The following is a 26,255-nucleotide window of genomic DNA, read 5'->3' on the forward strand; positions in this document are numbered from 1 at the left end:
CGTGAAACCGGAGAGACAGGCCAGGCGACGTGTTTCGTCGATCGGCTTGTCATCGAACTGACAACTGGCTGGCCGAAGCTATCGGCTGTCTGCACTCGCCCAGGTTCGTCACCATGCCCCACACCCCTTCCCGCCGCCTCCTCGTCACCCTCGCCCTTGCCGCCCCGCTGCTCGGGGCCTGCGTGCCGGCCCTCATCGTCGGCGGGGCTGCCGGCACTGCGATCAGCTATCACGACCGCCGGTCGACCGGCACCCAGGCCGATGACGAAACGGCGGAATGGAAGGGCCGCAACCGCCTGCCGCCGGGTCTGGGCGAGCGGGCCAACATCAACTTCACGGCCTTCAACCGGCGGCTGCTGGTCTCCGGCGAGGTGCCGGACGAAGCCAGCCGCGAGGCGGTCGGCCGGCTGGCCGCCGGCATCGAAGGCATCCAGCAGGTGCACAACGAACTGCGGATTGCCCCACCCGCCTCCCTCGGCTCGCGCGGCGACGACGTCTTCATCTCGTCGAAGGTCAAGGCCCGGCTGCTCGATACCAACCAGGTAGCAAGCAACCACGTCAAGCCGGTGACCGAAGCCGGCGTGCTGTTCCTGATGGGCATCGTCAGCGAGCGGGAGGCTCGGGCCGCGATCGCGATCGGCCGCACCACGGCCGGCGTGCGCAAGGTGGTGAACCTGTTCGAGGTGCTGCCCGACGACGACATCCGCCGCCTCGACGCGGCTCGCCTCGGCGGACGCTAGCAAAATGCTGCGCCGCTGAACAAGGTGGCGGCGAAATCCGCGTTTGGTCTGCGGCCTTCAGGATTCCGGCAGATGGCGCATTGATGAAATTCGCCAGGCCCCGCGGGATTAGAATGAAGGCAACCAGTCCATCACGAGGGAGACTCGCCATGACCACCCCGTCCGGCAGTGTTCGGGCCAACCTGGTCGACATCGCGGCCCGGCGCATTTTGGCCGCCGAAATCGGCTGGTCGGCCGGCGTGATCGGGCGCATCGACGAACTGGGTGCCGCAAATCCCGCCTGGCCCTGCCTGATCCCCGGCTTCATCGATGCCCACGTGCATATCGAAAGCAGCCTGCTCCCCCCGGCTGAATTCGCCCGCCTGGCGGTGCGCCACGGCACGGTGGCGAGCGTTTCCGATCCGCACGAGATCGCCAACGTGCTGGGCCTCGACGGCGTACGCTGGATGCTGGCCAACGCGGCGCAAACGCCCTTCCATGTACTGTTCGGCGCGCCGAGTTGCGTCCCGGCGACGGCTTTCGAGACGGCCGGTGCCCGCCTGGGCGTTGCCGACATCGAAACGCTGCTCGCGACGCCGGGCATCGGCTACCTGTCGGAAGTGATGAACTTCCCCGGCGTGCTGGCCGGCGATCCCGGTTTGCTGGCCATGATCGCCGCCGCCCGCCGGCACGGCCTGCCGGTCGATGGCCACGCCCCGGGCCTGAGCGGCGAGGCAGCCGCCGCCTACGCGGCAGCCGGCATCGGCACCGATCACGAGTGCGCGACGCTGGGCGAAGCCGAGGACAAACTGCGCGCCGGCATGGCGATCCTGATCCGCGAGGGTTCGGCTGCTCGCAACTTTGAAACCCTGCATCCGCTGATCAGCCGCTACCCCGGCCGGATCATGCTGTGCACCGACGACTGCCACCCGGACGACCTGGCACGCGGCCATATCGACCGTCTGGTCGCCCGGGCCATCGCCCACGGCCATGACCTGTTTGCCGTGCTGGAAGCGGCCTGCCTGACGCCACAGCGCCACTACGGCCTGGCCCTCGGCCAACTGCGGGTGGGCGACCCGTTCAACGCCGCCTTGGTCGACAACCTGCGTGACTTCACCGTCCGCGCCACCTGGCTGGATGGCGAACTGGCCGCGGAAAATGGCCAGACCTGCTTGCCGCCCGTGCCTTGCCAGCCGATCAACCGCTTCGCCGCCCGTGCGGTGCGCCGCGACGAACTCTGCGTTGCCCCATCCGACGCCGCTCTCAGCCGCGTCATCGCCGCCGAAGACGGCCAGTTGCTGACCCGCGAATTGCGCCTGCTGCTGCCCGGACCTTCCGTCGCCGACGACGTGCTGCTCATCGCCGTCGTCAATCGCTACACGCCGACCGCCCCGGCGGTGGCGCTGGTGCGCGGCTTCGGGCTGCAGGCCGGGGCGCTGGCCTCCAGCGTCGCCCACGATTCGCACAACGTCATCGGCGTCGGCTGCGATGCGACCAGCCTGGCGACGGCGCTCAATGCCGTCATCGCTGCGCAGGGCGGCTTGGCCCTGGTTGATGGCAACGGCCAGGTCGACTGCCTGCCCCTGCCCATCGCCGGCCTGATGAGCGACCTGGCCGGCGACACCGTAGCCAGCCACTATGCCGCCCTGAGCGACGGCGTGCGCCACCGCCTCGGCTCGCCGCTGCGGGCGCCGTACATGACGCTTTCCTTCATGGCCCTGCTGGTCATTCCCGAACTCAAGCTCAGCGACCGCGGCTTGTTCGACGGCCGCGCCTTCGCCCTGACGGAGGTGGCATGCCCCGCCTGATGCTCAACAGTCGCTGGGTGGACTTGCCGGCAGCGGCCGATACCAGCCTGCTCGACTTTCTGCGCCAGGATCGGGGGCTGACTGCCGCCAAGCCAGCCTGCGGCAGTGGCGACTGCAGCGCCTGCCTGGTGCTGGTCGGCGAAATCGAAGCCGGCCACACGACACCGCATTACCGCGCCCTGAGCGCCTGCCTGCTGACCACCGGCCAGGTTGCCGACTGCCACGTCATCACCGCCGAAGGCCTCAATGGCGACCAACTGACCCCGGTGCAGCAAGCGCTGGTCGACCAGGGTGGCGTGCAATGCGGTTATTGCATCCCCGGCCTGGTCGTCGCGCTGACCGGCGCCCTGCTCAACGGCCAGCCCCTGGCCGATGCCGCCGGCGGCAACCTCTGTCGCTGCACCGGCTACGGCGGCATTCGCCGGGCGATGGCGGCCATCCGCAACCATCTGCCGAGCGGGCCGTTCAGCCTCGACCAGGCGGCCGACCTCGGCCTGCTGCCGCCGGCCGTCGCCCAGGCCGGGCATGCCTTGCGCGTGCCCTATGGCGAACTGCTGCATTTCCCCGACCAGGAGGCGGTGATCGCCGGCGATACCGACTGGTCGGTGCAGCACCCGCACCGCGTCGGCGGCCAAAGCCTGCTGCAACTGCACCACCTGCCCGGCCTGCGCCGCATCGAAGCGACTGCCGATGGCCTGCGCCTGGGCGCCGCCGTCACCATCGAGGAATTCCAGCGTCACCCGACGATTGCCGCCAACTGGCCGGACCTGCCGCATTTCCTGAGCTTTTTCGCGTCGCCCGCCGTGCGGGCCAGCGCCACCCTGGGCGGCAACCTGGTCAATGCCTCGCCGGTTGCCGACATGGCCGTGATCCTGCTCGCCCTCGGTGCCGAATTGACGCTGGCCGGCCCGCAGGGCGAACGCCGCCTGCCACTGGCCGATTTCTACCTCGGCTTCCATCGCACCGGTTTGCACGCCCATGAACTGGTCACCGCCATTCACCTTCCGCACAGCCACCGCGGCGCCTGGCGCCTGCATGCGGAGAAAGTGGCGCGGCGCGAGCATGACGATATCGCCAGCATCAATTCCGCCCTGCTGCTCGGGCCGGGCGAAGCCGGACATTTTGGTGCCGTGCGACTGAGCGCCGGCGGTGTCGGGCCGGTCCCGATGCTGCTGCCGAAAACCGCCGAGTTCCTGGTCGGCAAGCCGATCACGCCGGCCACGGTGCGCGCCGCCAGCCAACTGCTCGGCCGCGAGGTAGCGCCGCACAGCGGCCCGCGCGGCAGCACCGCCTACAAGCGCCGCTTGCTGCAACACCTGCTGGTCGGACACCTGACTGCCCTCTGCCCGCAACTCCATTTCGCCGACTGCCTGCGATGACCTACTCGCCTCTCGCCCTGCTGGCCCGCGGCGAAGCCCGCTTCACGGGCGACCTGCCGCTGCCGCCGGGCACCCTGCACGCCATGGTCGCCACATCGCCGCAGGCCCATGCCTGCTTCAACGGCATCGACCGCAGCGCCGCGCTGGCCGAACCGGGCGTCGTCGCGGTGCTGACCGCGGCCGACATCCCCGGCACCAACGACATCGGCAACCTGTTCCGTGGCGAACCGCTGCTGGCAGTTGAGGAAGTACATTGTGTCGGCGAGCCCTACGCCCTGGTCGTCGCCGACAGCGCCGATGCCGCCTGGCGCGGCGCCCGGGAACTCCGTGCCGACTGGCAGCCGCTGCCGGCCATTTTCGATGCCCGCGCCGCCTACGCCGCCGGCCAGCTGATCCAGCCGCCGCGCACCTTCGCGCTGGGCGATGTCGATGCCGCCTGGGCCAGCTGCACCACCGTCGTCAGCGGCCGCGTCGAACTCGGCTCAGCCGAGCATGTGTATATGGAAACCCAGTGTGCGCTGGCCATCCCGCGCGACGACGGCGGCTTGAAAATCCATTCCGCCACCCAGTCGCCGAGCGGCGTGCACAAGGCGGTCGCCGCCATCAGCGGGCTGCCCATGCACCTGATCGAAGTCGAGGTCGAGCGCCTGGGCGGCGGCTTCGGCGGCAAGGAGGAGCAGGCCACGCCGTGGGCCTGCCTCGCCGCGCTGGCCGCCCTGCGCCTGCGCCGGCCGGTGCGCCTGCAACTCGATCGCCCGGACGACATGCGGCTGACCGGCAAACGCCACCCCTATTCCGCCGACTACCGCCTCGGGCTCGATGCGCAGGGCAATTTCCTGGCCTACGAGGCCACGCTCTACCAGAACGCCGGCTGCACCGCCGACCTGTCCACGGCCATTCTCGAACGCTCGCTGTTCCACGCCACCAACGCCTACCGCCTGCCCAACGTCCGCGTCACCGCCGCCAGTTGCCGCACCAACCTGCCGTCGAACACGGCCTTCCGCGGCTTTGGGGCACCGCAGGCGATCTTCGTCCTCGAAGCCGCCATCCGCCGGGCCGCCCGGCAACTGGGCATCACGCCGGAAAGCCTGCAACGGCAGAACCTGCTGCACACCGGCGATGCCTTTCCTTACGGCATGACGGCCGCCGACGACCGGGCGACCGCCTGCTGGGACGAACTGAGCAGCCATTTCGACCTGGCCGGCCGCCAGCAGGCCATCGCCCAGTTCAACGCCAGCGGCGGCCCGCTGCGCAAGGGCCTGACCGTGGTGCCAGTGTGCTTCGGCATTTCCTTCGCCGCCACCCTGCTCAACCAGGCCGAGGCGCTGTTGCATGTCTACGCCGACGGTTCGGTCAGCATCACGACCGGCGCCGTCGACATGGGACAAGGCGTACAGCACCGGATTCGCCGCGTCGTCGCGCTCACGCTCGGCGTCGACGAGGCCCGCGTCCATGTCGCCAGCACCAGCACACGCAGCGTCGCCAATGTCTCACCGACCGCCGCCAGCACCGGTGCCGACCTCAATGGTGAAGCGGCCCGCCAGGCGGCCTTGCGCATCCTGGCGGGCCTGCGCCCGCTGGCAGCCGAACTGCTCGCCTGCCCGCCCGCGGCGGTGGTTTTCGCCCACGATGCGGCGACGCAAGCCGATGGCCGACGCATCGCCTGGCCCGAACTGATCGTCGCCGCCTACGCCCGTCGCGTACCACTGTCGGCCCTGGCCCACTACGCCACGCCCGGCCTGCATTTCGACCCCTCCGCCAACCAGGGTCGGCCGTTTGCCTACCACGTCATGGGCGCGGCGCTGGTCGAAGCGACGGTGGATGTCTTGCGCGGCACCGGCCGCATCGACCGCGTCGCCGTGGTGCACGACGTTGGCCTCAGCCTGGACCCGACCCTCGACCGCGGCCAGATCGAAGGTGCCATCGTCCAGGGCATCGGCTGGATGACCAGCGAGGAAATCCTGTACGACGAAAACGGCCGTCTGCTGACCGACACGCTCGCCAGCTACAAGATTCCCGATCTCTACGATGCCCCGGCCATCGACATCCGGCTGCGTCAGGATGCCGGAGCGGCCGGCCTGCTCGGCAGCAAGGCGGTTGGCGAGCCCCCCTTGATTTATGGCCTGGGCGCCTATTTCGCCCTGCGCGCCGCCATGGCCGCGTGGCGCCCCTTGCCGGACGAGGTGCAGCAAACGCCGCTGACCGCCGAGCGCATCTTCACGCAGTTGCACGACCTATGAAATGGCCGGCACCTGCCGGCGACATCCTGCGCGTCGGCCTCATTTACGGCAGCGGCGACCTGCTGGCCAGCCTGATCAGCGGCGGCTTTTCGCCCGCCCGGGCGATCGGCATGACACTGATCGGCAGCCTGCTCTACGCCCCGGAAATCCACACCTGGTTCGGCTGGCTGGCCAAACGCTACCCGGAACCGGCCAGCCCCGGCCAACGCTGGCAACGCGCGGCGCTCGCCTGGTGCTGGTTCAATCCGCTGTGGATTGCCCGCCACGCGTTGTTCATCCGCCTGCTGGGCGGGCGAACGAGCGAGATCGACTTCAGCCTGCTGACCATAGGCGCCACCTCCTTCGCGCTGAACATGCCGGTCGCCCTGGCCGCCAACTACCTGATCCAGAACCGCCTGGCACTGCACTGGCGAGTGATCGCCAGCGCCGGTTTTTCGGCGATCATGGCGGTCTATTACGCAATGAGCGAGGTGTGGTTTGGCTGAACGGGAAATCTGGCCGGCGCTGCAGCACGAACTCGCGGCCGGCCGCGCCGGCGCCCTGCTCGTCGTGTCCGAACACCGGGGCAGTTCGCCCGGCCGCCAGGGGATGCTGATGGCGGTCAGCCGGCATGGCCCGCTCGCCGGAACGATTGGTGGCGGCCAGGCCGAAACCACGCTGGTCGCCGCCGCGCAAGCCGCCCTGCAGGCCGAAAACCTGCAGCCTTGGCGCCAGACGCTAATCCATCACACCACGGACAGCAACGCCTCCGGCATGATCTGCGGCGGCCAGCAGACCGTTGTCGTCGGCTTCTGGCAACCCGGCCAGGCTCTCCCGGCAACGGGCGAGCCCTGGTCGATCATTGGCGACGGCTGGGCTTACCATCACACGCCCCCGCGGAAATTCACCGCCTGCCTGATCGGCGGCGGCCATGTCAGCCTCGCCCTATCGCGGCTGCTCGACCGGCTGGATTTCCGGGTACAGGTTTTCGAGGAACGCCCAGGCATCGCCACCTTTGTCGCCAACACCGCCGCCCACGAAAAACACCACACGCCCTATGGCAGCCTGGCCGATCAAGTACCCGAAGGCGACAGGGTCTTCGTCGCCATCATGACCCACAGCCACGAACGCGATGCCGTCGCCCTGCGCGCCCTGGTCGGCCGCCCGTTCGGCTACCTCGGCCTGCTCGGCAGCCGGCACAAGCTCAAGTCATTGCTGGCCGGCGAGGCACAGCCCGATTTCCTGCGCGCCCCGATGGGCCTGCCCATCGGCAGCCACACGGCGGAGGAAATCGCCGTCAGCATCGCCGCCGAAATGGTGGCCGTTCGGCACGCCGTCGCCGGAAACGGCGGCTAACCGTTGGCCAACCCGAACAGGCCGGGTAGCCAGGTGGCGAGGAAAGGCAGCGCGGAGATGGTCAGTGCACCGAGCAGCATGGCCAGCACGGCCGGCAGCACCGACACCGCGACATAGCGGATCGACTTGCCGAACATCGCCGAGGCGAAATAGATGTTCATGCCGGCCGGCGGGCACAGGAAGCCCATTTCGATATTGGCCAGGAAAATCACGCCGAAGTGCACCGGGTCGATGCCGTAGCTGAGCGCCACCGGCAGCAGCAGCGGCACCAGCACGACGATGGCGGCATAGATTTCCATCAGCGCCCCGGCCAGCAGCAGGAACAGGTTGAGCGCGATCAGGAAGGCGAACTTGTTGGGCAGGACCGATTGCACCCAGTCGATGGCGAGGTCGGGAATGCCGGCATCGATCAGGTAATTGGTCAGGCCAAGCGCCATGCCGAGGATGACCATGATGCCGCCGATCACTTCGGCGCAATCGACCAGCGCCGCGCGGATATGCGCCCAGTCCAGTTCGCGATGGGCCAGGGCCTGGGTCAGCACGGCGTAGGCTGCGGTCAGCGCGGCACTCTCGGTCGGCGTGGCGATGCCGCTGACCAACGAACCGATGGCCACCATCGGCGCCAGCAATTCCCACTTCGCCGCCCGGAGGGCCGGCCACACCGCCGCGAAATCGTGCGGCTGCGTTAGCGCCGGGACCGCCAGCTTGCCGCGCCGCAGATAGCCGCCGGCGAGCAGCAGGAAGACCACCATCACCACCGCCGGCAGCACGCCAGCCAGGAACATGGTGTTGATCGGCACGCGCGCGATGATGGCGTACATGATCAGCGGCACCGATGGCGCCAGCAGCACGCCGAGCGCGCTGGCGCTGGTCACCAGGCTGATGCCGCGCTGTTCGGGAAAACCGGCCTTGGTCAGCAAGGGCAGCAACAGCCCGCCGAGCGCCAGGATGGTGACGCCGCTACCGCCGGTGAAGGCGGTGAAGAAGGAGCAGAGCACCGCCGCGGCGATGGCCGTGCCGCCGACGCCATTGCCGAACAAGGCGGCGAACAGCGCACCGAGGCGGGCCGCCGCACCGGTCCGCGCAAAGAGCAGGCCGGCCAGGGTGAAGAGCGGCAAAGCCGGCAGCGAGGGATTGACCGTGATCTGGTAATGGCTGAGCGGCACCGAAGCGAGCGGCTGGCCTTCGCTCCAGAACAGGGCCAGCGCCAGGCCGCCAAGTACCGCGAAAATCGGCGCGCCGCAGAACAGCACGAGCGCCAGCCATAGCGCGAAGGGCCAGAAGGGCAAGGTTTCGCCATCGAAATGGCCGGCGAACAGGAAGCCTGCCACCGGCAACAACAGACCGAACCCCCCGCGCAGCAGCAGCGGGCCACCCAGGCGCCCGGCCAGCCGGAAGCCGAGCAGGCCGAACCCGACCGGCATGGCCAGTTCGACCATCCAGCCTGCAATGCCATAGGCGATGTCGCGCGGCGCGGCCATTTCGCTGGCCACGAAGGTCCAGCTGGTCTGGGTCAGCATGCCGCACAACACGGCGGCACTGGCCTGGACAAAGCCCCGTGCGGCGGCGCGCAGCAGCGGATTCTTCGCCGCCGCCAGGCCGGCGCCGAGTGAACTCAGATGCTGGCCGCGCTCGGCGACCAGCGCCCCGAACATGGCCAGCACCAGGCCAAGGTGCTGGACAAGCACCGGCGCATTCTCGATGCCCTTGCCGAACAGCGGCCGCAGCCCGATTTCGAGCAGCGGGATGAGCAGCATCAGGGCCAGCGCGCCACCGGCGATCAGCGCATCAAAGGCAGCCAGACGGCGCCAGACAGGCCGGGGCGTCGGTGCGCGCATCAGCGCTGGCCGGCGCGGAAGGCCTTCAGGTGGCCGACCACCTCGTCGAAGGTGTCGGCCGGCACCATCTTGCCGCGCACCCGCGGGTAGAGGTTGTCAGCCAGCCGGTTCCACTCCTGCATCTGCTCGGCGTTCGGCTTGTTGACCTTGAGGCCGCGCTTCTTCATCGCGTCGACCGCATCATCCACCTCCTGCCGGGCCTTGGCGCGCAGTTGCACGCCGGCCTTGGCGCCAGCCTCGCGCACGGCGGCCTGGCCTTCCGGCGTCAGTTCATCCCAGGCCTTTTTGGTGATGATCAGCGCACCGACGATGGGTGCCCAGTTCAATTCCAGCATGTTGCTGGCCGTGGTGTAGATCTGCGTCGCCAGCGCGAAATACGGCGTGGATGGCACGGCGTTGATCATGCCGGTCTGGATCGCTGGCAGGATGTCGCCGGTCTCCAGCGGCACCGGCGTGTAGCCCAGGCTCTTCATGATCTCCTGCTGCTCGACCTCGCTGCCCCAGGCGAAGAACTTCATTTTCTTGAAGTCGTCCGGGCGCACGGCCGGCTCCTTGGAGAAGAAGCGCACCCAGCCGGCGTCGCCCCAGGCCAAGACGACGAAACCCTTGTCGAGGAATTTATTCTCCATGGCCGGGCGCATTTTCTCGCGCACGTAATCGACCTCTTCCCAGTTCCTGAACATCAACGGCATGTTCTGCAAGGCGGCGATGGACGGCTCGATCTCGCGCAGGCCGACCACCGACAGCAGGCCGCCCTGCAACTGGCCGATGCGCATGCGGCGTACCATGTCGGTTTCGCCGCCCTGGCTGCCATCGGGATACACCAGGTACTTGGCATTGCCACCCTGCGCCGTGCGCCACGCCTCGCCCAGTTCCATCAACTGGCGGTGATACAGCGAATTCTTGGTGGCCAGCGTACCGATGCGCAATTGCTTGTCGGCGGCCAGCGCCGATGTCGCCAGAATGCCAGCCAGCAGCAGCGCCGCCCATTTGCCCAATGTCTTCATGCTTCTCTCCGTGGTTGGTGCGACTCAGAACAGGTCGTCGATTCTTTCCTGCAGCCACAGTGCCCGGCGGCGCATCACCTCGTTCTGCGTGGCCAGCGGGCTGCCTGCCTCGTCCTTGATAGCCAGCGCCTGGCGCAGCAGGCTGGCAAACAGTTCCTTGTCGCCGGTCGGCTGGGCATGGCCCTCGGCCTTGGCGAGCAGTGCCCCGGCGCTGCGCCCACCCGATTGCGCGATGGCCCGATCGAAATAGGCCAAGGCCATTTGCTGGCTGCCGCCCGGCCGTGCCGCCTCGAAACTGCCGAGCAGACTGGTCAGACTGCCCTGCCCCCATTCCGGATCGGCGGCCCAGGCCCGTTGTGCCAGGCGCACGGCGAGCGGCAGGTCGGCGACGATGTCGGGATCGTCCTTGCTCAGCGAGATCCAGCCGCCCCAGGAAGCAGCGGCCCAGTAGGCCAGGCCGGCCTGCTCCGGGCGCAGGCGCAGCGTGTCGCCAGGCTGGGCCAGTTGGGCGGCGAAGCCGGGCTGGGCTTTCTCCAGTGCCGCCATGGCATGGCGATGCGCCCGCTCATAGAGTTTGGCCGCCCGCTGGCGCAGGCGCTCGGCTGCCCTGGCGTTGCGCGCCTCGACCTGTTCGGCCTCGAAGGCGACGAAAGCGTAGGCGTATTGCGTGAAGCCGGCGGCGACCGATTCGGCCAGCGCGGCATGTCCCGGATCGCGGCGTAGGACCGATTCCGACAGCTTCAAATGAAAGGGAGCGGCATCGCGCAGCAGGTCGAGATCATTCTCGTCACCCTGCCCCTGGCTGGCCAGTTCGTCGGCCAGGCCGCCGACGATCATCTGGCGCGGCGAACAGGCACCAAGCAACAAGGCCAGGGCGGCCGTTCCCAGTGTCATCGCCAGTCTTTTTCCCGCCTTGTCGCCGAGCCTATGCACCTTCATTCCGCCGTCACGATTCGTTGGCCGGCACACTAGCCGGCCGATGTTACAGCGACGTGACCGGGCAGGCCGGCCAGAAGGCATCATTTCGTCATCCAGCTGAAACATAAGTGCAACAAAATGATGGGCTTGAAGCCTATACTTCAAGAATCACATGGAGCCCGCACGATGACCCATCCCCAACTCAAACCCCGCTTCCCGACCGAGAATTACCTGAACCGCGAGCTCGGCCTGCTGGCCTTCAATCGCCGTGTTCTGGCCCAGGCCCAGGACGAGCGGGTGCCGTTGCTGGAGCGTCTGCGCTTCCTGTGCATCGTGTCGAGCAACCTCGACGAATTCTTCGAAATCCGCGTTTCCGGACTCAAGGAACAGATTCGGGCCAAATCATCGGTGACGACGACCGACGGCAAGACGGCGCAGGAGGTTTTCCGCCTGGTGTCGACCGAAGCGCACGCCATGGTTGCCGAGCAGTACCAGCAGCTCAACGAGGTCATCCTGCCGGCGCTCTCCGAGCAGGGTATCCGCTTTCTGCGCCGCTCGTCGTGGAACGAGGCGCAGCGCGAATGGATCCGTACCTACTTCATGCGCGAAATGGTGCCGGTGCTGACCCCGATCGGGCTCGATCCCTCGCACCCCTTCCCGCGCGTACTCAACAAGAGCCTCAACTTCGCCGTCGAACTGGATGGCAAGGACGCCTTCGGCCGCAGCTCCAACATCGCCATCGTCCAGGCACCCCGCGTGCTGCCCCGTGTCATCCAGTTGCCGGAGGAACTGGCCGGCTGTGCCTACGGCTTCGTCTTCCTGTCGTCCATCCTCCACGAGTTCGTCGGCGAGCTGTTCACCGGCATGACGGTGGTCGGTTGCTACCAGTTCCGGGCGACGCGCAATTCCGACCTCTTCGTCGATGAGGAAGAAGTCACCAACCTGCGCACCAAGCTGCAGGGCGAACTGCCACAACGCCATTTCGGCAATGCCGTGCGCCTGGAGGTGGCCAACAACTGCTCCGAGGCGATTACCGAATTCCTGCTTGCCCAGTTCGATCTCAAGGCCGCCGACCTCTACCGGGTCAACGGCCCGGTGAACCTGGTGCGCCTGATGCAGGTGCCGGACTGGGTAGACCGCCCGGACATGAAATTCCGCCCCTTCGTGCCCGGCACGCCGAAGGGCCTGGCCAAGGGTGCCAACATCTTCGACAACATCCGCAAGAACGACATCCTGCTCCACCACCCCTACCAGTCCTTCGCACCGGTCATTGAACTACTCAGCCAGGCGGCGACCGACCCCGCCGTGGTGGCGATCAAGATGACCGTTTACCGCACCGGCACCGATTCCGTGCTGATGGAATCGCTGATCCGCGCGGCGCAGAACGGCAAGGAAGTGACCGTTGTCGTCGAACTGATGGCGCGCTTCGACGAGGAAGCCAACATCGGCTGGGCGACCAAGCTGGAACAGGTTGGCGCCCACGTCGTCTATGGCGTGGTCGGCTACAAGGTGCACGCCAAGGCGCTGCTCATCGTGCGCCGCGAGGAAGGCACGCTGCGCCGCTACGCCCACCTCGGCACCGGCAACTACCACCCGCGCACCGCCCGCCTGTACACCGACTTCGGCCTGATGACAGCCAATGAAGAAGTGACGCACGACGTGTCGGAAGTCTTCAAGCAACTGACCGGCCTGGGCAAGGCACGCACCCTGCGCCACCTGTGGCAGGCCCCCTTCACGCTGCAGCCGAACATCGTCGCCGCCGTCCAGGCCGAGGCGGAAATCGCCCGCGGGGGCGGCAAGGCACACATCGTCGCCAAGATGAATTCGCTGGTCGAACCGGAAGTGATCGATGCCCTCTACCAGGCCTCGCAGGCCGGTGTCGAGATCGACCTGATCGTCCGCGGCGTCTGCATGCTGCGTCCGGGCGTCGCCGGTCTGTCGGAAAACATCCGCGTCCGCTCGATCATCGGCCGCTTCCTCGAACACCACCGCATTTTCTACTTCCTGGCCGGCGGCAAGGAGACCGTCTACCTGTCCTCGGCCGACTGGATGGAACGCAATTTCTTCAAACGCATCGAACTCGCCTTCCCCATCCTCGATCCCAAGCTGAAACGGCGCGTCGTCACCGAGGGCCTCAAGTTCTACCTCGCCGACAACCAGCAGGGCTGGGAAATGAACAGCCAGGGCACCTACCAGCGTCGTCGCTCGCCGCGCAGCAAACCGCACAACGCGCAAGGCGAACTGATGGTGACGCTAGGCAGCGGCACCTGAACGATACGGACCGGGGCCACTGCGCCCCGCTGTCAGATTCAGCATGAATGACGGGCTTTTCTGCAAGCGACCCTGAATAATCGTTTGCTATTCGCGCCCCTGACCTGTATTGTGCACCGCAGCGAACTTAAGTAGTGTTGTTGATTAGTTGGTTTAGTACCCGTAGTTTTACGGCGCCATTCCCCCATTCGTACCTCGCCGCCTTGAATTCGCCCCTTTTCGGGGCTCTGCCCCGTCACACATTACGGAGATTCAAGACATGGCTACAGGTATCGTCAAATGGTTCAATGATTCCAAGGGATTCGGCTTCATCACCCCCGAGGGTGGTGGCGAAGACCTCTTCGCTCATTTTTCGGCAATTCAATCGAACGGCTTCCGCACGCTGGCTGAAGGTCAACGCGTGTCGTTCGACGTGACGACCGGCCCGAAGGGCAAGCAGGCGAGCAACATCCAGATCGCCTGATCGTTTCTGCCCCCCGGCAAGCGCAGGGGGGCGGCCAGCGGGGGAATCCTCCCCCTCCATCCACTCACCGGAGCCCATCATGGCCAAAGAAGAATTGCTGGAAATGCAAGGCGTCGTTTCGGAAGTACTGCCCGATTCGCGCTTTCTCGTATCCCTCGACAACGGACACTCGCTGGTTGCCTACACCGCCGGCAAGATGCGCAAGCACCACATCCGCATCATCGCGGGCGACAAGGTCACCCTGGAGCTTTCGCCCTACGACCTGTCCAAGGGACGCATCACCTTCCGCCAGATCGAGGGCCGTACCCCCTCCGCCCCGCGCGTCCGACGCTGACCCGGGGCCGTATTTGAAAGACTGAATGAATTTGGAACAACAACGAGCAGCCGCTCGCAAACTGTGCAACAAACTGGACGTCACCGTCCATCCGTATGGCAATGCCTGGTGGTTACTGGGCGACAGCATCAACCAGGTGATTGGCGAAATCGCCGGCCTGTCCGAAGCCGGCTTGCGGCAAATGCGCCGCCCGGGTTTCTCCCGCGCCTGATCACTCTCCGGCCGCCCCTGCCGGCACCGCCTCCAGGCAACGCAGGAAGATCGCGCGGATATCCACCCGCGCCTTGAGCCGCGCCGCCAGCAGATACAAGCCGCCGATCTTGCGATGCAGGAACAGCGCATCGGCCGGCGGCGTATGCCAGAAGCTCCGATCCCGCCCCAGGCGCAGGCCGACATCGCGAATGCGGACAGCCAGCGTCGATGCGCCGAAATCGTAAGGCCCCTCGTGGCGCAAGGGCTCGCAGGCGGTGAGGAAGATATCCAGCACCTGCCGCTTGTGCGCCGGATCGATATCGACCTGGAAATAGCCGATGTCGATGGCCGCTGCCGACAAGGTATCCAGGTCGCCAACCTGCCCGGCCCACAACAGGCGGCGGTAGGCCGCGATGCAGCGCTCCGAAAAATGTCGGGTCGCGCCGAAATCGAGCAAGACCAGGCGGCCGCTCCCTTCGTCGTAGCGGTAATTGGCGAAGTTCGGATCGGTCTGCACGCAGCGGAATTCGAAGATCTCCCGGAACAGCAGTTCGAAAAGCAGCCCCAGCACGCGGTCGCGCTCGGCCTGCGGCGCCCCGGCCAGCGATTCGATGGGCACGCCGTCCATGAAGGTCATGGCCAGGATGTCCGGCGTGGTCAGCCCGGCATGAACGGCAGGCAACGCGAAATCCCCCTCGGCCGCCAGGCGGCCGCGATAGCTTTCCAGGTACGCCGCCTCCTTCAGGTAATCCGCCTCGTCGTGCAACTGCCGTTTGGCTTCCTCGAGCAGCGGCGCAAAATCGAGTGTGCGCGGCAACAGGCCGGACAGGCGAAGCAGCGTCGCAACATTGTCCACATCGCTGGCGATGCTTTGCCGCACACCGGGGTATTGCACCTTGATGGCCAGCCGCTCGCCCCCCTTGAGTTGCGCCGCGTGGACCTGGCCGATCGAGGCCGCCGCCAGCGGGGTGAAGGAAAAGCGCTCAAACTGGCTGTCCCAGCCCGCCCCCCAGGCTGTCTCCAGCACGGGGACGAGCTGGCTCATCGGCATCGGCTGGGCATCGGCCCGCAAGCGGGACAGGATGGCCGCCAGTTCGGGCGGCATCAGGTCGCCGGCATCCATCGACAGCAACTGGCCAACCTTCATTGCCGCACCGCGCAGGCGGGACAACTGGTCGGCGACGCGCTGGGCGTTGCCCGGTGTCAGCAACAGGTCGCCGACGCTCGGCCGGTTGCCGCGCGACCACTGGCGCACGCCCTCGGCCAGCATCCCCCCGGCCACACCGGAGGCCAGACTCCCCAGGCGCGCCAGCCGGGCCAGCCGGCTGCTCGGCACCGCTGCGCTTTTCTCCGGGCCGCTCACCGCGCCCCTCCCGAGCCGGCTGGCGTATCGGCTTCATCCAGGGGATAGGCGTCGGCGACGAAGGCCGGGCCCTTCATGACCAGAACGATGAAGGCTGCAATAGCGACGGTCAGCACGACGGTCCAGTGCAAGATGAGGAGACTGACGACGACGATGTCGACCGGCATCGAGATTGCCGCCAGGGCAGACGCCGGCGCAAGCGCCCCGGCCAGCCGAACAAACACCGCCGGCAAGGAGAGCAGCAGGGAGCCGGCGGGGAGAACTCGCGGCAGCCGGCGCAGGATGACTCGCTCGGCACCGGCCGGTTCGGAACGGGAGCCGGGCAAGCGCCGGAGCCAGTCGCTCATTGCCTCAGGCCCACGTCTGCCAGGCATTAGCCAGCAGGCAGATACAGGCCACCACCGTCAGGCGCCAGCGCAACGGCAAATACCAAACCGGCAGACCGGCGGGTTCAGCCAGCATTTTGTCCTGGACAATATGCAAAACAAAGCCCAGCACCAGGATCAACGGCGCCTGGCTGCCAGCCAGCAGGGTGGCCGGCCAGGCGAGCAGCGCCGGCACGACGCTCCAGACAAACGCCCGGCGGCGACGCGCCGGATCGAGTCCCGGGGCACTCATCGCCACGCCCCAGTGCAGCGCGCCGATGAAGCTGAGGATCACCGCGCCGTAGCCAACCAGCGCATCCGACCAGGCCAGGCGATGATGCGGATCGCCGCCAGCCAGCGCGGCCAGCGCGATGAAGGGGAGCAGGCCGCCATAGCCGAGCCAGGCGACATGCCGGGGCAAGGCGGGGGGATGGCTCTGGGTCAAGGTCGTCATGACAGGCATCCTCACGAACTGAAACCATTATCGAAGACAGCCGGCTGGACAAGCCGCAGTCTTTTCAAACTATACGAAGCAGATCCATTTTTGTCCATGACAAAATAGGAACAGCCCTTCAACAGCCCAGCAGACCGCTGCGTCGCCAACCGTCAGCCAAACGAGCGCCGGCACGTTAAGATATCACCCCTGCCGTTCTGCCCTCCTTCGATGTACCGCCCCCTCCGCCTTCGCCTGCTCGCTGCCTTCACTCTTGCCGCCTCGCTGGCCGGCTGCGCTTCAAAACCGGCGCCGGTTTACCGGGCTGAAGCCTTCGAGGCCGAGACCCCTTTCCAGTACCACAGCGACCTGCCGCCGCTGGTGCTTTGCGAATACGGCAAGCGTGCCCTGCTCAGCCAAGCCTACGAGGTCGACGCCTCGGTACCAAGCAACATCCGGGGTTCCAAGTTCTTCCAGCCGGATGCCGACCATCAGGTGCAGCTGCGCATCACGCTGACCTGCATGAGCACCGGGCGCGACACGACCATTTACGCCAACGCGCTGCAAACCCGCTTCGAGCTGAAATCCGGCGGCAGCAGCACCGGACTGTCGGTGGCCGGCCTCGGCTCGCTGTCCGTCCCCTGGCCGACGGACAAAAGCTCACTGGTCAAGGTCGGCGAGGAAACCATCACCGATGCCGAGTTCTATCGCCGGCTTTTCGTGCTGATCGAAAATCTTGCCGAATAGGTCTTTTGCCGGATGTCCCCGGGGGGCACTTCCCGTTATATTCGGCAAAGCACGCAAAACAACAAAAACACGCGAAATGAGACTCCATGAAGCCTTTACGCATTCTTCTCGCCGATGACAGCCAGGCTGTCGGCGGTTTGATGGCCGAACAACTGCGCAGCAACGGCCATCAGGTCGACTGCGTGCAGAGCGGCGAAGCGGCCGTCGCCGCCTTCCGGGAAAATCCGCCGGAACTGGTCCTGATGGACATCGAGATGCCCGGCATCGGCGGGCTTGAAGCCATCCGGCGCATGCGCCGGATACCGTCGCAGGTGCGGGTGCCGATCATCATCATTACCGCCCACACCGATGAAGAGAACCTGCTTTCCAGCTTCATGGCCGGCGCCGACGATTTCCTGGCCAAGCCGATCCAGCCACTGCTGCTCGATGTCCGCATCCAGGCGATGATGCGCATCATCTCGACCCAGCGCTCGACCGCAGCCATGGTCGATAGCGTCGTCGAAGGGGTCATCCGCATCGACCGTGTCGGGCGGATCACTGCCTTCAACAAGGCTGCCGAACGCATCTTCGGCTACACGGCAGAGGAAGTGCTCGACCAGAACGTCAAGATGCTGATGCCCTCCCCTTACCGCGAAGAGCACGATACCTATATCGGGAACTACGTCGCGACCGGCCAACGCAAGGTGATTGGAGCGGGCCGCGAGGTCGTCGGCCAGCGCAAGAATGGCGATATTTTCCCGATGAGCCTCGGCGTCAGCGAAGTCGAAGCGCCCGACGAGCGTTTTTTCGTCGGCATCGTGCGCGACCTCAGCATCGAGAACGAACTGCGTTCCCGCCTGCGCGAAAGCCGCAATTTCCTGGCTGAAATCATCGAGAACATCCCGGCCGCCACCTATGTCAAGAACCGGGAAGGCGAGTACTTGCTGGTCAACCGGCAACACGAAGTGGTTACCGGACTGACACGTGACCAATTGCTGGGCAAGACGGATGCCGAGATCTTCCCTTCCGAAGCCGCTGCAGCCTACCGGCAGCTCGACCTCGACGTCATGGCCGGCAACCGGACCATCGAAGCCGAGGAAAAGCTGACGGATGCCCGCGGCGAGCGTCATTTCCTGTCAATCAAGTTCCCGACCCGCGATGCAGCGGGCACCGTCACCGGCATCTGCGGCATTTCTCCCGAAATCACCGAACTCAAGAAAACCCAGCATGAACTCGAGCGTCTGTCGCAATACGACGACCTGACCGGGCTCTACAACCGCCGCCATTTCATGAGCCTGGCCCACCAGGAGTTTGGCCGCAGCCGGCGCTATGGCAATCCGCTGACCACCCTGATGCTCGACGTCGATCACTTCAAGCGCATCAACGACACTTACGGCCACCCGGTCGGCGATCAGGTGCTCAAGGCCCTCGGCCGGCAGATTCTTGACGGCCTGCGCGGCATCGATATCGCCGGCCGACTGGGCGGCGAGGAATTCGCCGTGATGCTGCCGGAAACCAGCATCGGGCAGGCCATCATGGTCGCCGAGCGATTACGCAGCCAGATCGTCAGCGCCCCGGTCACGCTCGCGGACGGCCAGTGCGTCGCCTACACGCTATCGATCGGCATCGCCGTGCTGACAGCCGAACACGAAGGTCTCGACCGCCTGCTGCAACAGGCCGACCAGGCGCTCTACGCAGCCAAGGAACGCGGCCGCAACCGGGTGGTCAGCTACGCGGCCGATCGTCCGGCGTAAGGAAGAGCCCGACGCCCAGCGCGATCAGCGCCAGCGGCCACCATTTCCGGATCAGGGCGACCAGGTCGAGTTCGAACAGGTCGAGATTGACCCCCAGCGCAACGGCGCCGATAACGATCAGGGCGATGGCAGCGAAATGGCCTTTCATGCGGGCTCTCCGGTAATCAGGCGCGGCGGACGCCGACCACGCCTTCGACGTCGTGGATCAGCGTCAGCGTGCGTTGCAGTTGCTGCAGGTTGGTGATTTCGACAGTAAAGCTCATGTGCGCCTTGCCCTGCTTGGACTGGGTATTGACGCCGACCACATTGAGCCTTTCCCGTGTGAAGATTTCCGAAATATCACGCAGCAGGCCCTGGCGGTCGTGCGCATCGACGATGATGTCGCAGGCGAAAACGCCGGTCGTCTGCACGCCCCAGTCGGTCTCGATGACACGCTCCGGATGCAGCGCCGCCAGGTTGGCGAAATTGGGGCAATCCATGCGGTGAATGGAAATGCCCTTGCCGCGCGTGATGAAGCCCTGGATTTCATCGGGCGGGGCCGGCTTGCAGCAGCGGGCCAGTTGCGTCAGCAGCTTGTCGACACCGACGATCAGGATGCCCTGGTTGCCCTCGACCGGCTTGCTCGGCTTGGCCACCACCTCATCCGGCAACTGCGTTTCGGCCAGCAGATCGCCGCCCTTGGCGACAGCCTGGAACTGCCGCTGGTTGAGGTCGCCGCGCGCCGCCGCGATGTACAGGTCATCGGCCTTGGTGAAGCCCAGCTTGTGCGCCAGTTCCTCGATGTTGGCGCCGGTCTGCCCGGCACGCTGCAATTCCTTGGCGATGATGCCGCGCCCTTCGGCCAGGGTTTCTTCCAGCGCCAGGTTGGAGAACCAGGAACGTACCTTGACCCGGGCGCTCTTGGTATGGATGTAGCCGAGCGACGGGTTGAGCCAGTCGCGCGACGGCCCGCCGACCTTGGCGGTGACGATCTCCACTTCCTGCCCGGTTTCCAGCGCCGTGTTGAGCGGCACCAGCTGGCCGCCGACCTTGGCGCCCCGGCAGCGATGGCCGAGATCGGTATGCACCCGGTAGGCGAAATCGACCGGCGTCGAACCGGCGGGCAAATCGACGACCTTGCCCTGCGGCGTGATGACGTAGATGGTTTCGTCGAGCGCCGCCTGCTTGTAGTGCTTGACCCAGTCCGAGCTGTCGGCGACTTCGTCCTTCCAGGTCAGCAGCTGGCGCAGCCAGGCGATCTTCTCGTCGTAGTCGTCCTCGTGCGTCCGCTTGCTGCCTTCCTTGTAGCGCCAGTGCGCGGCGACGCCGAGTTCGGCATGCTTGTGCATGTCCCAGGTGCGAATCTGGATTTCCAGGCTGCGCCCATCCGGGCAGCGCACCGCGGTATGCAGTGAGCGGTAGTAGTTGCCCTTGGGGTTCGAGATGTAGTCGTCGAATTCCTTGGGAATCGGCGCCCACAGGTTGTGCACGATGCCAAGCGCGGTATAGCAGTCCTTCAGGTCGTCGACGATGATGCGCAGGGCGCGGATGTCGTACACCTCGGAAAACTCGACGCCCTTCTTCCGCATCTTGTTCCAGATGCTGTAGATGTGCTTCGGCCGGCCATAGATTTCGGCATCCTTGACGCCTGCGGCCTGCAGTTCGGCCCGCACCTTGGCCACCGCATCGACGATGAACTGCTCGCGCTCACTGCGCTTCTCGTCGAGCATCTTGGCGATTTTCTTGTAGGTATCCGGGTGGATGAAGCGGAAGGACAGGTCTTCCAGTTCCCACTTCAGTTCCCAAACACCGAGGCGGTTGGCGAGCGGCGAGTAGAGTTCGAGCGTCTCGCGCGCCACCTGCACGCGCAGGTCGTCCGGATGCGCCGCGTAGAAGCGCAGGGTCTGCGTCCGGCTGGCCAGGCGGAGCAGCACGACGCGGATGTCCTCGACCATGGCGAGCAGCATCTTGCGCAGCACTTCAACCTGCGCCTTCATCTCGGCCGGATTGATCTCACCGGCCTCGATGTTGGTCGCCACGAAGCCCTTGGTAATCGGCCGCAACCGGTTGAGGCGCGAGATGCCCTGGACCAGGTGCGCTGCCGGCTTGCCAAAGCGCTCCTCAATGCGGGCGACCCCGTGGTGCTCATCGTACGACGGGATGGCGAAGAGCAACGCGGCAATGCGCGACTCGGCGTCAAGCTTGAGGCCGGCAACGATGATCGCCATGCCCAGGGCATGCGACCAAATGCGCTCGCCGCTCCCCAGATTGCGGTCGCCGTAGGTCTCCCAGGCGTATTCGACGGCTGCCCGGAGACGGTCGGCATCGGCCGGGGTCAGGCCTTCGGTGAGGGTGGCGAGGAACTGATCGAAGTCGCTCAGCGCGGCGACGGAATGGACGACGGAAACCATGGCGCGCATTATAAATCGGACGCTGGCCGGCCATGCGGACAAAATCCACACTTGTCATGAACGCGGCCGACCATGGGGAAATACCCCAAGTCCGCCTGCCGCCGGCTTCAGGCATAATCGGCCGACCATGCTCAAACGTCTTGCCCACCGCCTCGCCAACCCGTACCTGCTACTCACCCTGACCGCGCTTTCCTGGTCGGGCAACATGGTCGTCGGCCGCGCCATCCGCGGTGATATTCCGCCCCTGACGCTGGCTTTCTGGCGCTGGGCGATCGCCTTTGTCCTTGTCCTGCCGCTCGCCCTGCCCCATTTCCGTGCGCAGTGGCCACTGCTCGTGAAGGGCTGGAAACCGCTGGTCATTCTTGGCCTGCTCGGTGTCGGCGGCTACAACACCTTCGCCTACCTGGCCCTGCAGCACACCTCGGCGACCAACGCCACGCTGCTCAATTCCTTCATCCCGGTCGCCACCATCGCCATTTCCTGGGCCTTCCTCGGCAAGCACCTGCGACGGCCGGAAGCGATCGGGGTCATCATCTCGCTGTGCGGTGCGCTGACCATCGTTTCGCGTGGCGACCTGGCCGTACTGGCCCACCTGAACCTCAACCTCGGCGATGTCTGGATGCTGGTCGCCGTGCTCGATTGGGCCATCTATACCGTCTTGCTCTCCCGGCGACCCGCCGGTGTGCATCCGATGCTGATGCTTGCCGCCACCATCGCAGTCGGCCTGTTCGCCTTGACTCCCGCGTATGCCTGGGAGTTGGCGCAAGGCCGGCACATCAACGTGCATTTCGGCTCCTTGGCGGCACTGGCTTATGTCGGCATTCTCCCCAGCTTTGTCGGCTACATCTTCTACAACAAGGGGGTCGCGGAAGTCGGGCCGAACAAGGCCAGCCTGTTCATCCACCTGATGCCGGTCTTTGGAACCCTCCTCTCCTTCCTCTTCCTCGGCGAAATCCCGCTCTGGTATCACTATCTCGGCATCGGCCTGATCTTCAGCGGCATCTGGCTGACCATGAAGCGATGATCGGCCTGCTCGACAAACTACGCGGCCACAAGCGGCAGCCCATCCCCGATGCGCTGTGGGCAGCAACCGTCAGCGCACTGCCCTTCCTCGACATCCTGCCCCCGGACGAACAACGGCAACTGCGCACACTGGCCGAGGATTTCCTGGCCGAAAAGGAATTCAGCGCCGCCGGCGGCCTGGAACTGAGCGACGAAATCTGCGTCGCCATCGCCGCCCAGGGCTGCCTGCCCATTCTCAAGCTCGGCCTCAAGGCGTATCGCGACTGGGTGGGGATCATCGTCTACCCGGACGAATTCGTCGTCCGCCGCCGCTTCGAGGACGAAACGGGGATCGTCCACGAATACGACGACGTGCTGTCCGGCGAAGCCTGGGAGGGCGGCCCGCTGATCGTCTCCTGGCACGACGTGAAGATGGCCGGCGACGGCTACAACGTGGTGATCCACGAATTCGCCCACAAGCTCGACATGCTGAACGGCGACGCCGACGGCATGCCGGCCCTGCACAGCGATCTCGACGCAAGCGAGTGGGAAACGATTTTCTTCGCTGCCTACGACGATTTCTGTGCCCGCGTCGACAGCGGCGAGGAGACGCTGATCGACCCGTACGCCAGCGAGACGCCGGGTGAATTCTTCGCCGTGCTGTCCGAAAGCTTTTTCGAGATTCCCGACGTCGTCGCCGGGGAATATCCCGATCTCTATGATCTGCTCAGGCGCTACTACCGGCAGGACCCGCTGGCCCGGCTGACAAAGGCGGCCAGCGCGTCGAGCACCGCCGCCTCCTGATCGCGCTGCGGCGAATGGCCGCATTTCGCCAGCTTCAGCAATTGCGTGCCCGGCACCTTCTCGGCGATCACGTCGATCTGGCGCATCGTCGCGTATTCGTCGTCCTCGCCCTGGATGGCGAGCACCGGGCAGGTGATGTTCGGCAGGTAATCCTCGATGTTCCAGTCACGGAAAGCGGGCGACAGCCAACAGTCGTTCCAGTCGCTGAAGACACGCGGCGCATCCTGGTGATAGCGGGCCAGCTTGTGCGGCCAGTCGGTTTCCTGCCACACCTTGCGGGCGGCGCGAATGCCGGCCAGGGTTTCTTCCTCGACAAATTCGTGCGGCGCCATGACCGCGACCCCCAGCGGCAGATCCGGGTGCGCGCCGGCACAGATCAGCGCAATGCTGCCGCCGTCGCTGTGGCCGATCAGGATCGGTTTTTCGATGCCCAGCGCGGCGACCAGCGCCGGCAGCATCTCCTCGCCTTCTCGGTGCATGTAGCGCGGCGTGCGCGGCTCGGGATAGGGATCGGAGCCGCCATAGCCAGCACGCGACCAGACGATGACCCGGCAACCGGTGCGCGCCGCCAGCTTCTCGGGAAAATGCCGCCACATGGCCACGCTGCCCAATCCTTCATGGAGCAGCATCAGGGTCGGCGCATCCCCGGTGCTGGCCGGATGATCGCGGTATTCGAGTTTCAGTCCTTTGACGGTGATGTGTTTCATACGCTCAGCAAGAAATCGCGGACAACAGCGATCTGGTCGTCCGATTGGAACATCGGGGCATGGCCCACCCCGGGGAATTCAGCCAGTTTCGCACGCGGCCCACGCTCGCCCATGGCCCGCCAGGTGTCGCGCGCCAGCAGGTCGGACTCGGCGCCGCGAATGACCAGCGTCGGGCAGGCGATAGCGCCGTAGATCGGCCACAGGTCGATGTCCTGGTCGACAAACGCCGCCTTGAAAGGCTCGGCGATCCGCGGGTCGTAGCGGAAGGACCAGTTGCCGTCCGCTCCCTGGACAATGCTGGTTTCCGTCAGATGACGCCATTGCGCCTCGCTCAGGGGCCCGAACGGCGCGCTGATCAGCTTGACGTAGGCCAGCGCCTCGTCGAAGCTGGCCCAATGCGGGTTGGTCCCGACATATGTGGCGATGCGCTGCAAAGACTCGACGGTGATCAGCGGCCCGACATCGTTCAGCACCAGCCGGCGGATCGGCGTGCCCTCCTGGGCGGCCAGCGCCATGCCGATCAGGCCGCCCATCGAGGTACCGACCCAATGCACGGTGTCGACATTCAGCCGGGCAATCAGCGTCACCATGTCGGCAACGTACTGCGGGATGCCGTAACCGGCCGGGTCGCGCAACCAGCCGCTCCGGCCACGCCCGACGACATCCGGGCAGATGACCCGGTAATGGCTGGAGAGGGCTGCGGCCAACTGGTCGAAATCGCGGCCGTTGCGGGTCAGGCCATGGACGCAGAGCAGCACGCGCGGATTGTCGGGTTCGCCCCACTCAGTGTAGGCCATGCGGTGCAGCCCGGACGGCCCGATGCATTGCACGGCAGCTTGTCGAAATTGCATGTTTTCTCCTTCTTCCCGAATGTATCACCGGCCATGCCAGTAGCGACGATGTTCCTGCCGCCAGGCCCTGACTGACGTTGGCCCCGTACCCAGGGTGACGTGGAGCGCACCGTCGCGGTCGGTCCGCCAGATGCGTTGGCCGAGCGCCTCGTAGCGGGCAACGACGGCCGGCTTCGGATGGCCGAAGCGGTTGCGGTAACCGACCGGAATGATCGCCTCCCGCGCGCCCACCGCCTGCAGGAAGGGCGGTGTCGACGAGGTTTTCGAGCCATGGTGCGGGACCAGCATGACCTCGGCGGCCAGATCGTCCGGATAGCGCGCCAAGAGTGTGACTCAAGCATTTTTTGTTCCGCTTTGCACAGCCAATTTCGTACCGAAATCGGCAGTCAAACGATGATTTCTCAGAATACCAATCAATGGCCAACAGCCATTTATGTGCCCCGAGCCGGCAGGTATGGCAAATCCGTGCCAATTGCCGAGAGTTGCCTCCTCCACCTTGCTGACATCTCCATGCTCAGTGTATGGGGCAAAGGCATTCCACAATTTGGAAAGGGAATCCGCCTATTATCGGCGTTCCCTGGTGAGTACCCTCTGGGTCAAGATCGAAGCATCGGACGATGGCAGGTCGGCGCGACAACAGCGGCCGAACTATCGCTGGTCAGGAAGCATACAGAAACCTTCTACCACGAGCCTGAGGTCCTTAACCACTCTACCTCTGTCCGTCAGTACCGAATTCTGTTTGGAATCAAACAGGATTTTCTATCCAAATTCGAACTACCGGAACTCAGCGAGTTTATCGCAAGCCTCTTTGATAAAACCGGTGGCTGCATAAGGTCATTCGACAGGAGGACTCTTATAGTACGAGAGTTCATTTGGCCACCTCCAACTCCTCCGCCACCAAACGCTAAAAATACATGTGAGGCATTTGCGCCAACAATGAAATTAGCACCAGATGAAAAAACCCTTTTGAGCGGAAAAATGGATACATCAAAGTTTACTAAGTTGCAAAAAATTAAATACTGGCTAGCAATTGCAATGGGCGGAATCTCAATACTGTTATCAAGTTTGGTGATCGCAGCTCAATTACTGAAGCAGTATATTTAAAAAATAAACCATAGTCCTGCTGCAAAAACAGCAGCAGCGACCAACCCCAAACCGAACACCATCTTTGAAATGCCATCGAAAAAACCCGCTGAAATATGAGCAAGCAGAGCAATCATTCCAGCCGCAAATAAAATGGCGCCGAAAGTCATAACTCTCGAATAATTATCAACATAATTTGTAACCTCAGCTAACATCGTTACCTCCAAAATATATACGTTAAATGAGCCAGAATTTTGAAATCCCTGCGTTTAT

The 26,255-nt window shown here is 65.2% G+C and carries 27 protein-coding genes; 15 read left to right on the plus strand and 12 right to left on the minus strand.

The window, feature by feature from the left end; translation table 11 throughout:
- The first annotated feature begins 113 nt into the window (after positions 1 to 113).
- The 6 genes from K420_RS0114870 to K420_RS0114895 all read left to right on the plus strand — a co-directional run bounded on the left by K420_RS0114870 (position 114) and on the right by K420_RS0114895 (position 7,481).
- On the plus strand, positions 114 to 740 hold the full coding sequence (locus K420_RS0114870; RefSeq protein WP_027458752.1) for a BON domain-containing protein: 627 nt from the start codon (positions 114 to 116) through the stop codon (positions 738 to 740).
- 149 nt (positions 741 to 889) lie between these two features.
- Complete coding sequence (gene ade, locus K420_RS0114875) at positions 890 to 2,527, plus strand: adenine deaminase (protein WP_027458753.1); 1,638 nt, start codon at positions 890 to 892, stop codon at positions 2,525 to 2,527.
- Positions 2,515 to 3,906, plus strand: coding sequence for an FAD binding domain-containing protein (locus K420_RS19180; protein WP_051453164.1), 1,392 nt, complete (start codon positions 2,515 to 2,517; stop codon positions 3,904 to 3,906). Before ade ends, K420_RS19180 begins: the two co-directional genes overlap by 13 nt.
- On the plus strand, positions 3,903 to 6,146 hold the full coding sequence (locus K420_RS0114885) for a molybdopterin cofactor-binding domain-containing protein (RefSeq protein ID WP_027458754.1): 2,244 nt from the start codon (positions 3,903 to 3,905) through the stop codon (positions 6,144 to 6,146). Before K420_RS19180 ends, K420_RS0114885 begins: the two co-directional genes overlap by 4 nt.
- Positions 6,143 to 6,631 (plus strand): hypothetical protein, encoded by a 489-nt coding sequence (locus K420_RS0114890; RefSeq protein ID WP_051453165.1) that lies wholly within the window; start codon positions 6,143 to 6,145, stop codon positions 6,629 to 6,631. The genes K420_RS0114885 and K420_RS0114890 overlap by 4 nt, the downstream gene beginning before the upstream one ends.
- Complete coding sequence (locus tag K420_RS0114895; protein WP_051453166.1) at positions 6,624 to 7,481, plus strand: XdhC family protein; 858 nt, start codon at positions 6,624 to 6,626, stop codon at positions 7,479 to 7,481. Before K420_RS0114890 ends, K420_RS0114895 begins: the two co-directional genes overlap by 8 nt.
- Here the strand turns inward: K420_RS0114895 and K420_RS0114900 are convergent.
- Genes K420_RS0114900 through K420_RS0114910 form a run of 3 tightly spaced genes read right to left on the minus strand, consistent with a single transcriptional unit; the run spans position 7,478 to position 11,265 of the window.
- Entirely contained in the window at positions 7,478 to 9,319 is a 1,842-nt protein-coding gene (locus tag K420_RS0114900; protein ID WP_035854873.1) for a TRAP transporter large permease subunit, read from the minus strand. The genes K420_RS0114895 and K420_RS0114900 overlap by 4 nt on opposite strands.
- Positions 9,319 to 10,326 carry a TRAP transporter substrate-binding protein gene (locus tag K420_RS0114905; protein WP_027458758.1) on the minus strand — a complete coding sequence of 336 codons (1,008 nt, stop codon included), beginning with the start codon at positions 10,324 to 10,326 and terminating at the stop codon, positions 9,319 to 9,321. The genes K420_RS0114900 and K420_RS0114905 overlap by 1 nt, the downstream gene beginning before the upstream one ends.
- 24 nt (positions 10,327 to 10,350) lie before the next feature.
- Entirely contained in the window at positions 10,351 to 11,265 is a 915-nt protein-coding gene (locus tag K420_RS0114910; RefSeq protein WP_232422794.1) for a TRAP transporter TatT component family protein, read from the minus strand.
- Positions 11,266 to 11,430: 165 nt separating this feature from the next.
- Here K420_RS0114910 and ppk1 point away from each other — a divergent pair, with 165 nt between their 5' ends.
- From ppk1 to K420_RS0114930, 4 genes are all read left to right on the plus strand, one after another.
- Positions 11,431 to 13,515, plus strand: coding sequence for a polyphosphate kinase 1 (ppk1, locus tag K420_RS0114915; RefSeq protein WP_027458760.1), 2,085 nt, complete (start codon positions 11,431 to 11,433; stop codon positions 13,513 to 13,515).
- Between the two features lie 259 nt (positions 13,516 to 13,774).
- Positions 13,775 to 13,978: a cold-shock protein gene (locus tag K420_RS0114920; protein ID WP_027458761.1), complete on the plus strand. Its 204-nt coding sequence runs from the start codon at positions 13,775 to 13,777 to the stop codon at positions 13,976 to 13,978.
- Positions 13,979 to 14,057: 79 nt separating this feature from the next.
- Entirely contained in the window at positions 14,058 to 14,312 is a 255-nt protein-coding gene (gene infA, locus K420_RS0114925; protein WP_027458762.1) for a translation initiation factor IF-1, read from the plus strand.
- Positions 14,313 to 14,337: 25 nt separating this feature from the next.
- Positions 14,338 to 14,523 carry a hypothetical protein gene (locus K420_RS0114930; RefSeq protein WP_027458763.1) on the plus strand — a complete coding sequence of 62 codons (186 nt, stop codon included), beginning with the start codon at positions 14,338 to 14,340 and terminating at the stop codon, positions 14,521 to 14,523.
- Here K420_RS0114930 and K420_RS0114935 read toward each other — a convergent pair whose 3' ends face one another.
- From K420_RS0114935 to K420_RS0114945, 3 genes are read right to left on the minus strand one after another with little or no spacing between them, the layout of a single operon-like run.
- Positions 14,524 to 15,867, minus strand: coding sequence for an ABC1 kinase family protein (locus tag K420_RS0114935; RefSeq protein WP_027458764.1), 1,344 nt, complete (start codon positions 15,865 to 15,867; stop codon positions 14,524 to 14,526).
- Entirely contained in the window at positions 15,864 to 16,214 is a 351-nt protein-coding gene (locus tag K420_RS0114940; RefSeq protein ID WP_027458765.1) for a hypothetical protein, read from the minus strand. Before K420_RS0114940 ends, K420_RS0114935 begins: the two co-directional genes overlap by 4 nt.
- Before the next feature lie 4 nt (positions 16,215 to 16,218).
- The gene (locus tag K420_RS0114945) at positions 16,219 to 16,686 is read right to left on the minus strand and encodes a DUF3429 domain-containing protein (protein WP_027458766.1); all 468 of its coding nucleotides are present in this window, start codon (positions 16,684 to 16,686) and stop codon (positions 16,219 to 16,221) included.
- Between the two features lie 210 nt (positions 16,687 to 16,896).
- Between K420_RS0114945 and K420_RS0114950 the strand changes: the two genes are divergently transcribed.
- Both K420_RS0114950 and K420_RS0114955 read left to right on the plus strand, forming a co-directional pair.
- Positions 16,897 to 17,412, plus strand: a complete 516-nt coding sequence (locus K420_RS0114950; protein ID WP_035854877.1) for a DUF2242 domain-containing protein — start codon at positions 16,897 to 16,899, stop codon at positions 17,410 to 17,412.
- A gap of 86 nt (positions 17,413 to 17,498) precedes the next feature.
- Positions 17,499 to 19,145 carry a GGDEF domain-containing response regulator gene (locus tag K420_RS0114955; protein WP_027458768.1) on the plus strand — a complete coding sequence of 549 codons (1,647 nt, stop codon included), beginning with the start codon at positions 17,499 to 17,501 and terminating at the stop codon, positions 19,143 to 19,145.
- Here the strand turns inward: K420_RS0114955 and K420_RS20745 are convergent.
- Together K420_RS20745 and K420_RS0114965 are read right to left on the minus strand one after the other, a co-directional pair.
- A complete protein-coding gene (locus K420_RS20745; RefSeq protein WP_198293863.1) occupies positions 19,117 to 19,293 on the minus strand; it encodes a LiaI-LiaF-like domain-containing protein in 177 nt (58 codons plus the stop codon). The genes K420_RS0114955 and K420_RS20745 overlap by 29 nt on opposite strands.
- A gap of 16 nt (positions 19,294 to 19,309) precedes the next feature.
- Positions 19,310 to 21,535 carry a RelA/SpoT family protein gene (locus K420_RS0114965; RefSeq protein ID WP_027458769.1) on the minus strand — a complete coding sequence of 742 codons (2,226 nt, stop codon included), beginning with the start codon at positions 21,533 to 21,535 and terminating at the stop codon, positions 19,310 to 19,312.
- Positions 21,536 to 21,662: 127 nt separating this feature from the next.
- On the opposite strand from K420_RS0114965, the gene K420_RS0114970 reads away from it, so the two are divergent.
- Positions 21,663 to 22,559: a DMT family transporter gene (locus tag K420_RS0114970; protein WP_027458770.1), complete on the plus strand. Its 897-nt coding sequence runs from the start codon at positions 21,663 to 21,665 to the stop codon at positions 22,557 to 22,559.
- Positions 22,556 to 23,341, plus strand: coding sequence for a M90 family metallopeptidase (locus tag K420_RS0114975; protein WP_027458771.1), 786 nt, complete (start codon positions 22,556 to 22,558; stop codon positions 23,339 to 23,341). The genes K420_RS0114970 and K420_RS0114975 overlap by 4 nt, the downstream gene beginning before the upstream one ends.
- Here K420_RS0114975 and K420_RS0114980 read toward each other — a convergent pair.
- The 3 genes from K420_RS0114980 to K420_RS0114990 are packed head-to-tail and all read right to left on the minus strand — an operon-like array spanning position 23,275 to position 25,223.
- Entirely contained in the window at positions 23,275 to 24,048 is a 774-nt protein-coding gene (locus tag K420_RS0114980) for an alpha/beta fold hydrolase (protein WP_027458772.1), read from the minus strand. The genes K420_RS0114975 and K420_RS0114980 overlap by 67 nt on opposite strands.
- Positions 24,045 to 24,899, minus strand: coding sequence for an alpha/beta fold hydrolase (locus K420_RS0114985; RefSeq protein ID WP_051453167.1), 855 nt, complete (start codon positions 24,897 to 24,899; stop codon positions 24,045 to 24,047). The genes K420_RS0114980 and K420_RS0114985 overlap by 4 nt, the downstream gene beginning before the upstream one ends.
- Before the next feature lie 24 nt (positions 24,900 to 24,923).
- The gene (locus tag K420_RS0114990) at positions 24,924 to 25,223 is read right to left on the minus strand and encodes a ComEC/Rec2 family competence protein (RefSeq protein ID WP_027458774.1); all 300 of its coding nucleotides are present in this window, start codon (positions 25,221 to 25,223) and stop codon (positions 24,924 to 24,926) included.
- 69 nt (positions 25,224 to 25,292) lie between these two features.
- On the opposite strand from K420_RS0114990, the gene K420_RS20595 reads away from it, so the two are divergent.
- Positions 25,293 to 26,003 (plus strand): hypothetical protein, encoded by a 711-nt coding sequence (locus K420_RS20595; RefSeq protein ID WP_157275113.1) that lies wholly within the window; start codon positions 25,293 to 25,295, stop codon positions 26,001 to 26,003.
- Here K420_RS20595 and K420_RS20600 read toward each other — a convergent pair.
- Positions 26,000 to 26,197, minus strand: a complete 198-nt coding sequence (locus K420_RS20600) for a hypothetical protein (protein WP_157275114.1) — start codon at positions 26,195 to 26,197, stop codon at positions 26,000 to 26,002. The two genes, K420_RS20595 and K420_RS20600, sit on opposite strands and share 4 nt — an antisense overlap.
- Between the last annotated feature and the right edge of the window lie 58 nt (positions 26,198 to 26,255).

It is taken from the genome of Dechloromonas agitata is5, assembly GCF_000519045.1.
Classification (GTDB): domain Bacteria; phylum Pseudomonadota; class Gammaproteobacteria; order Burkholderiales; family Rhodocyclaceae; genus Azonexus; species Azonexus agitatus.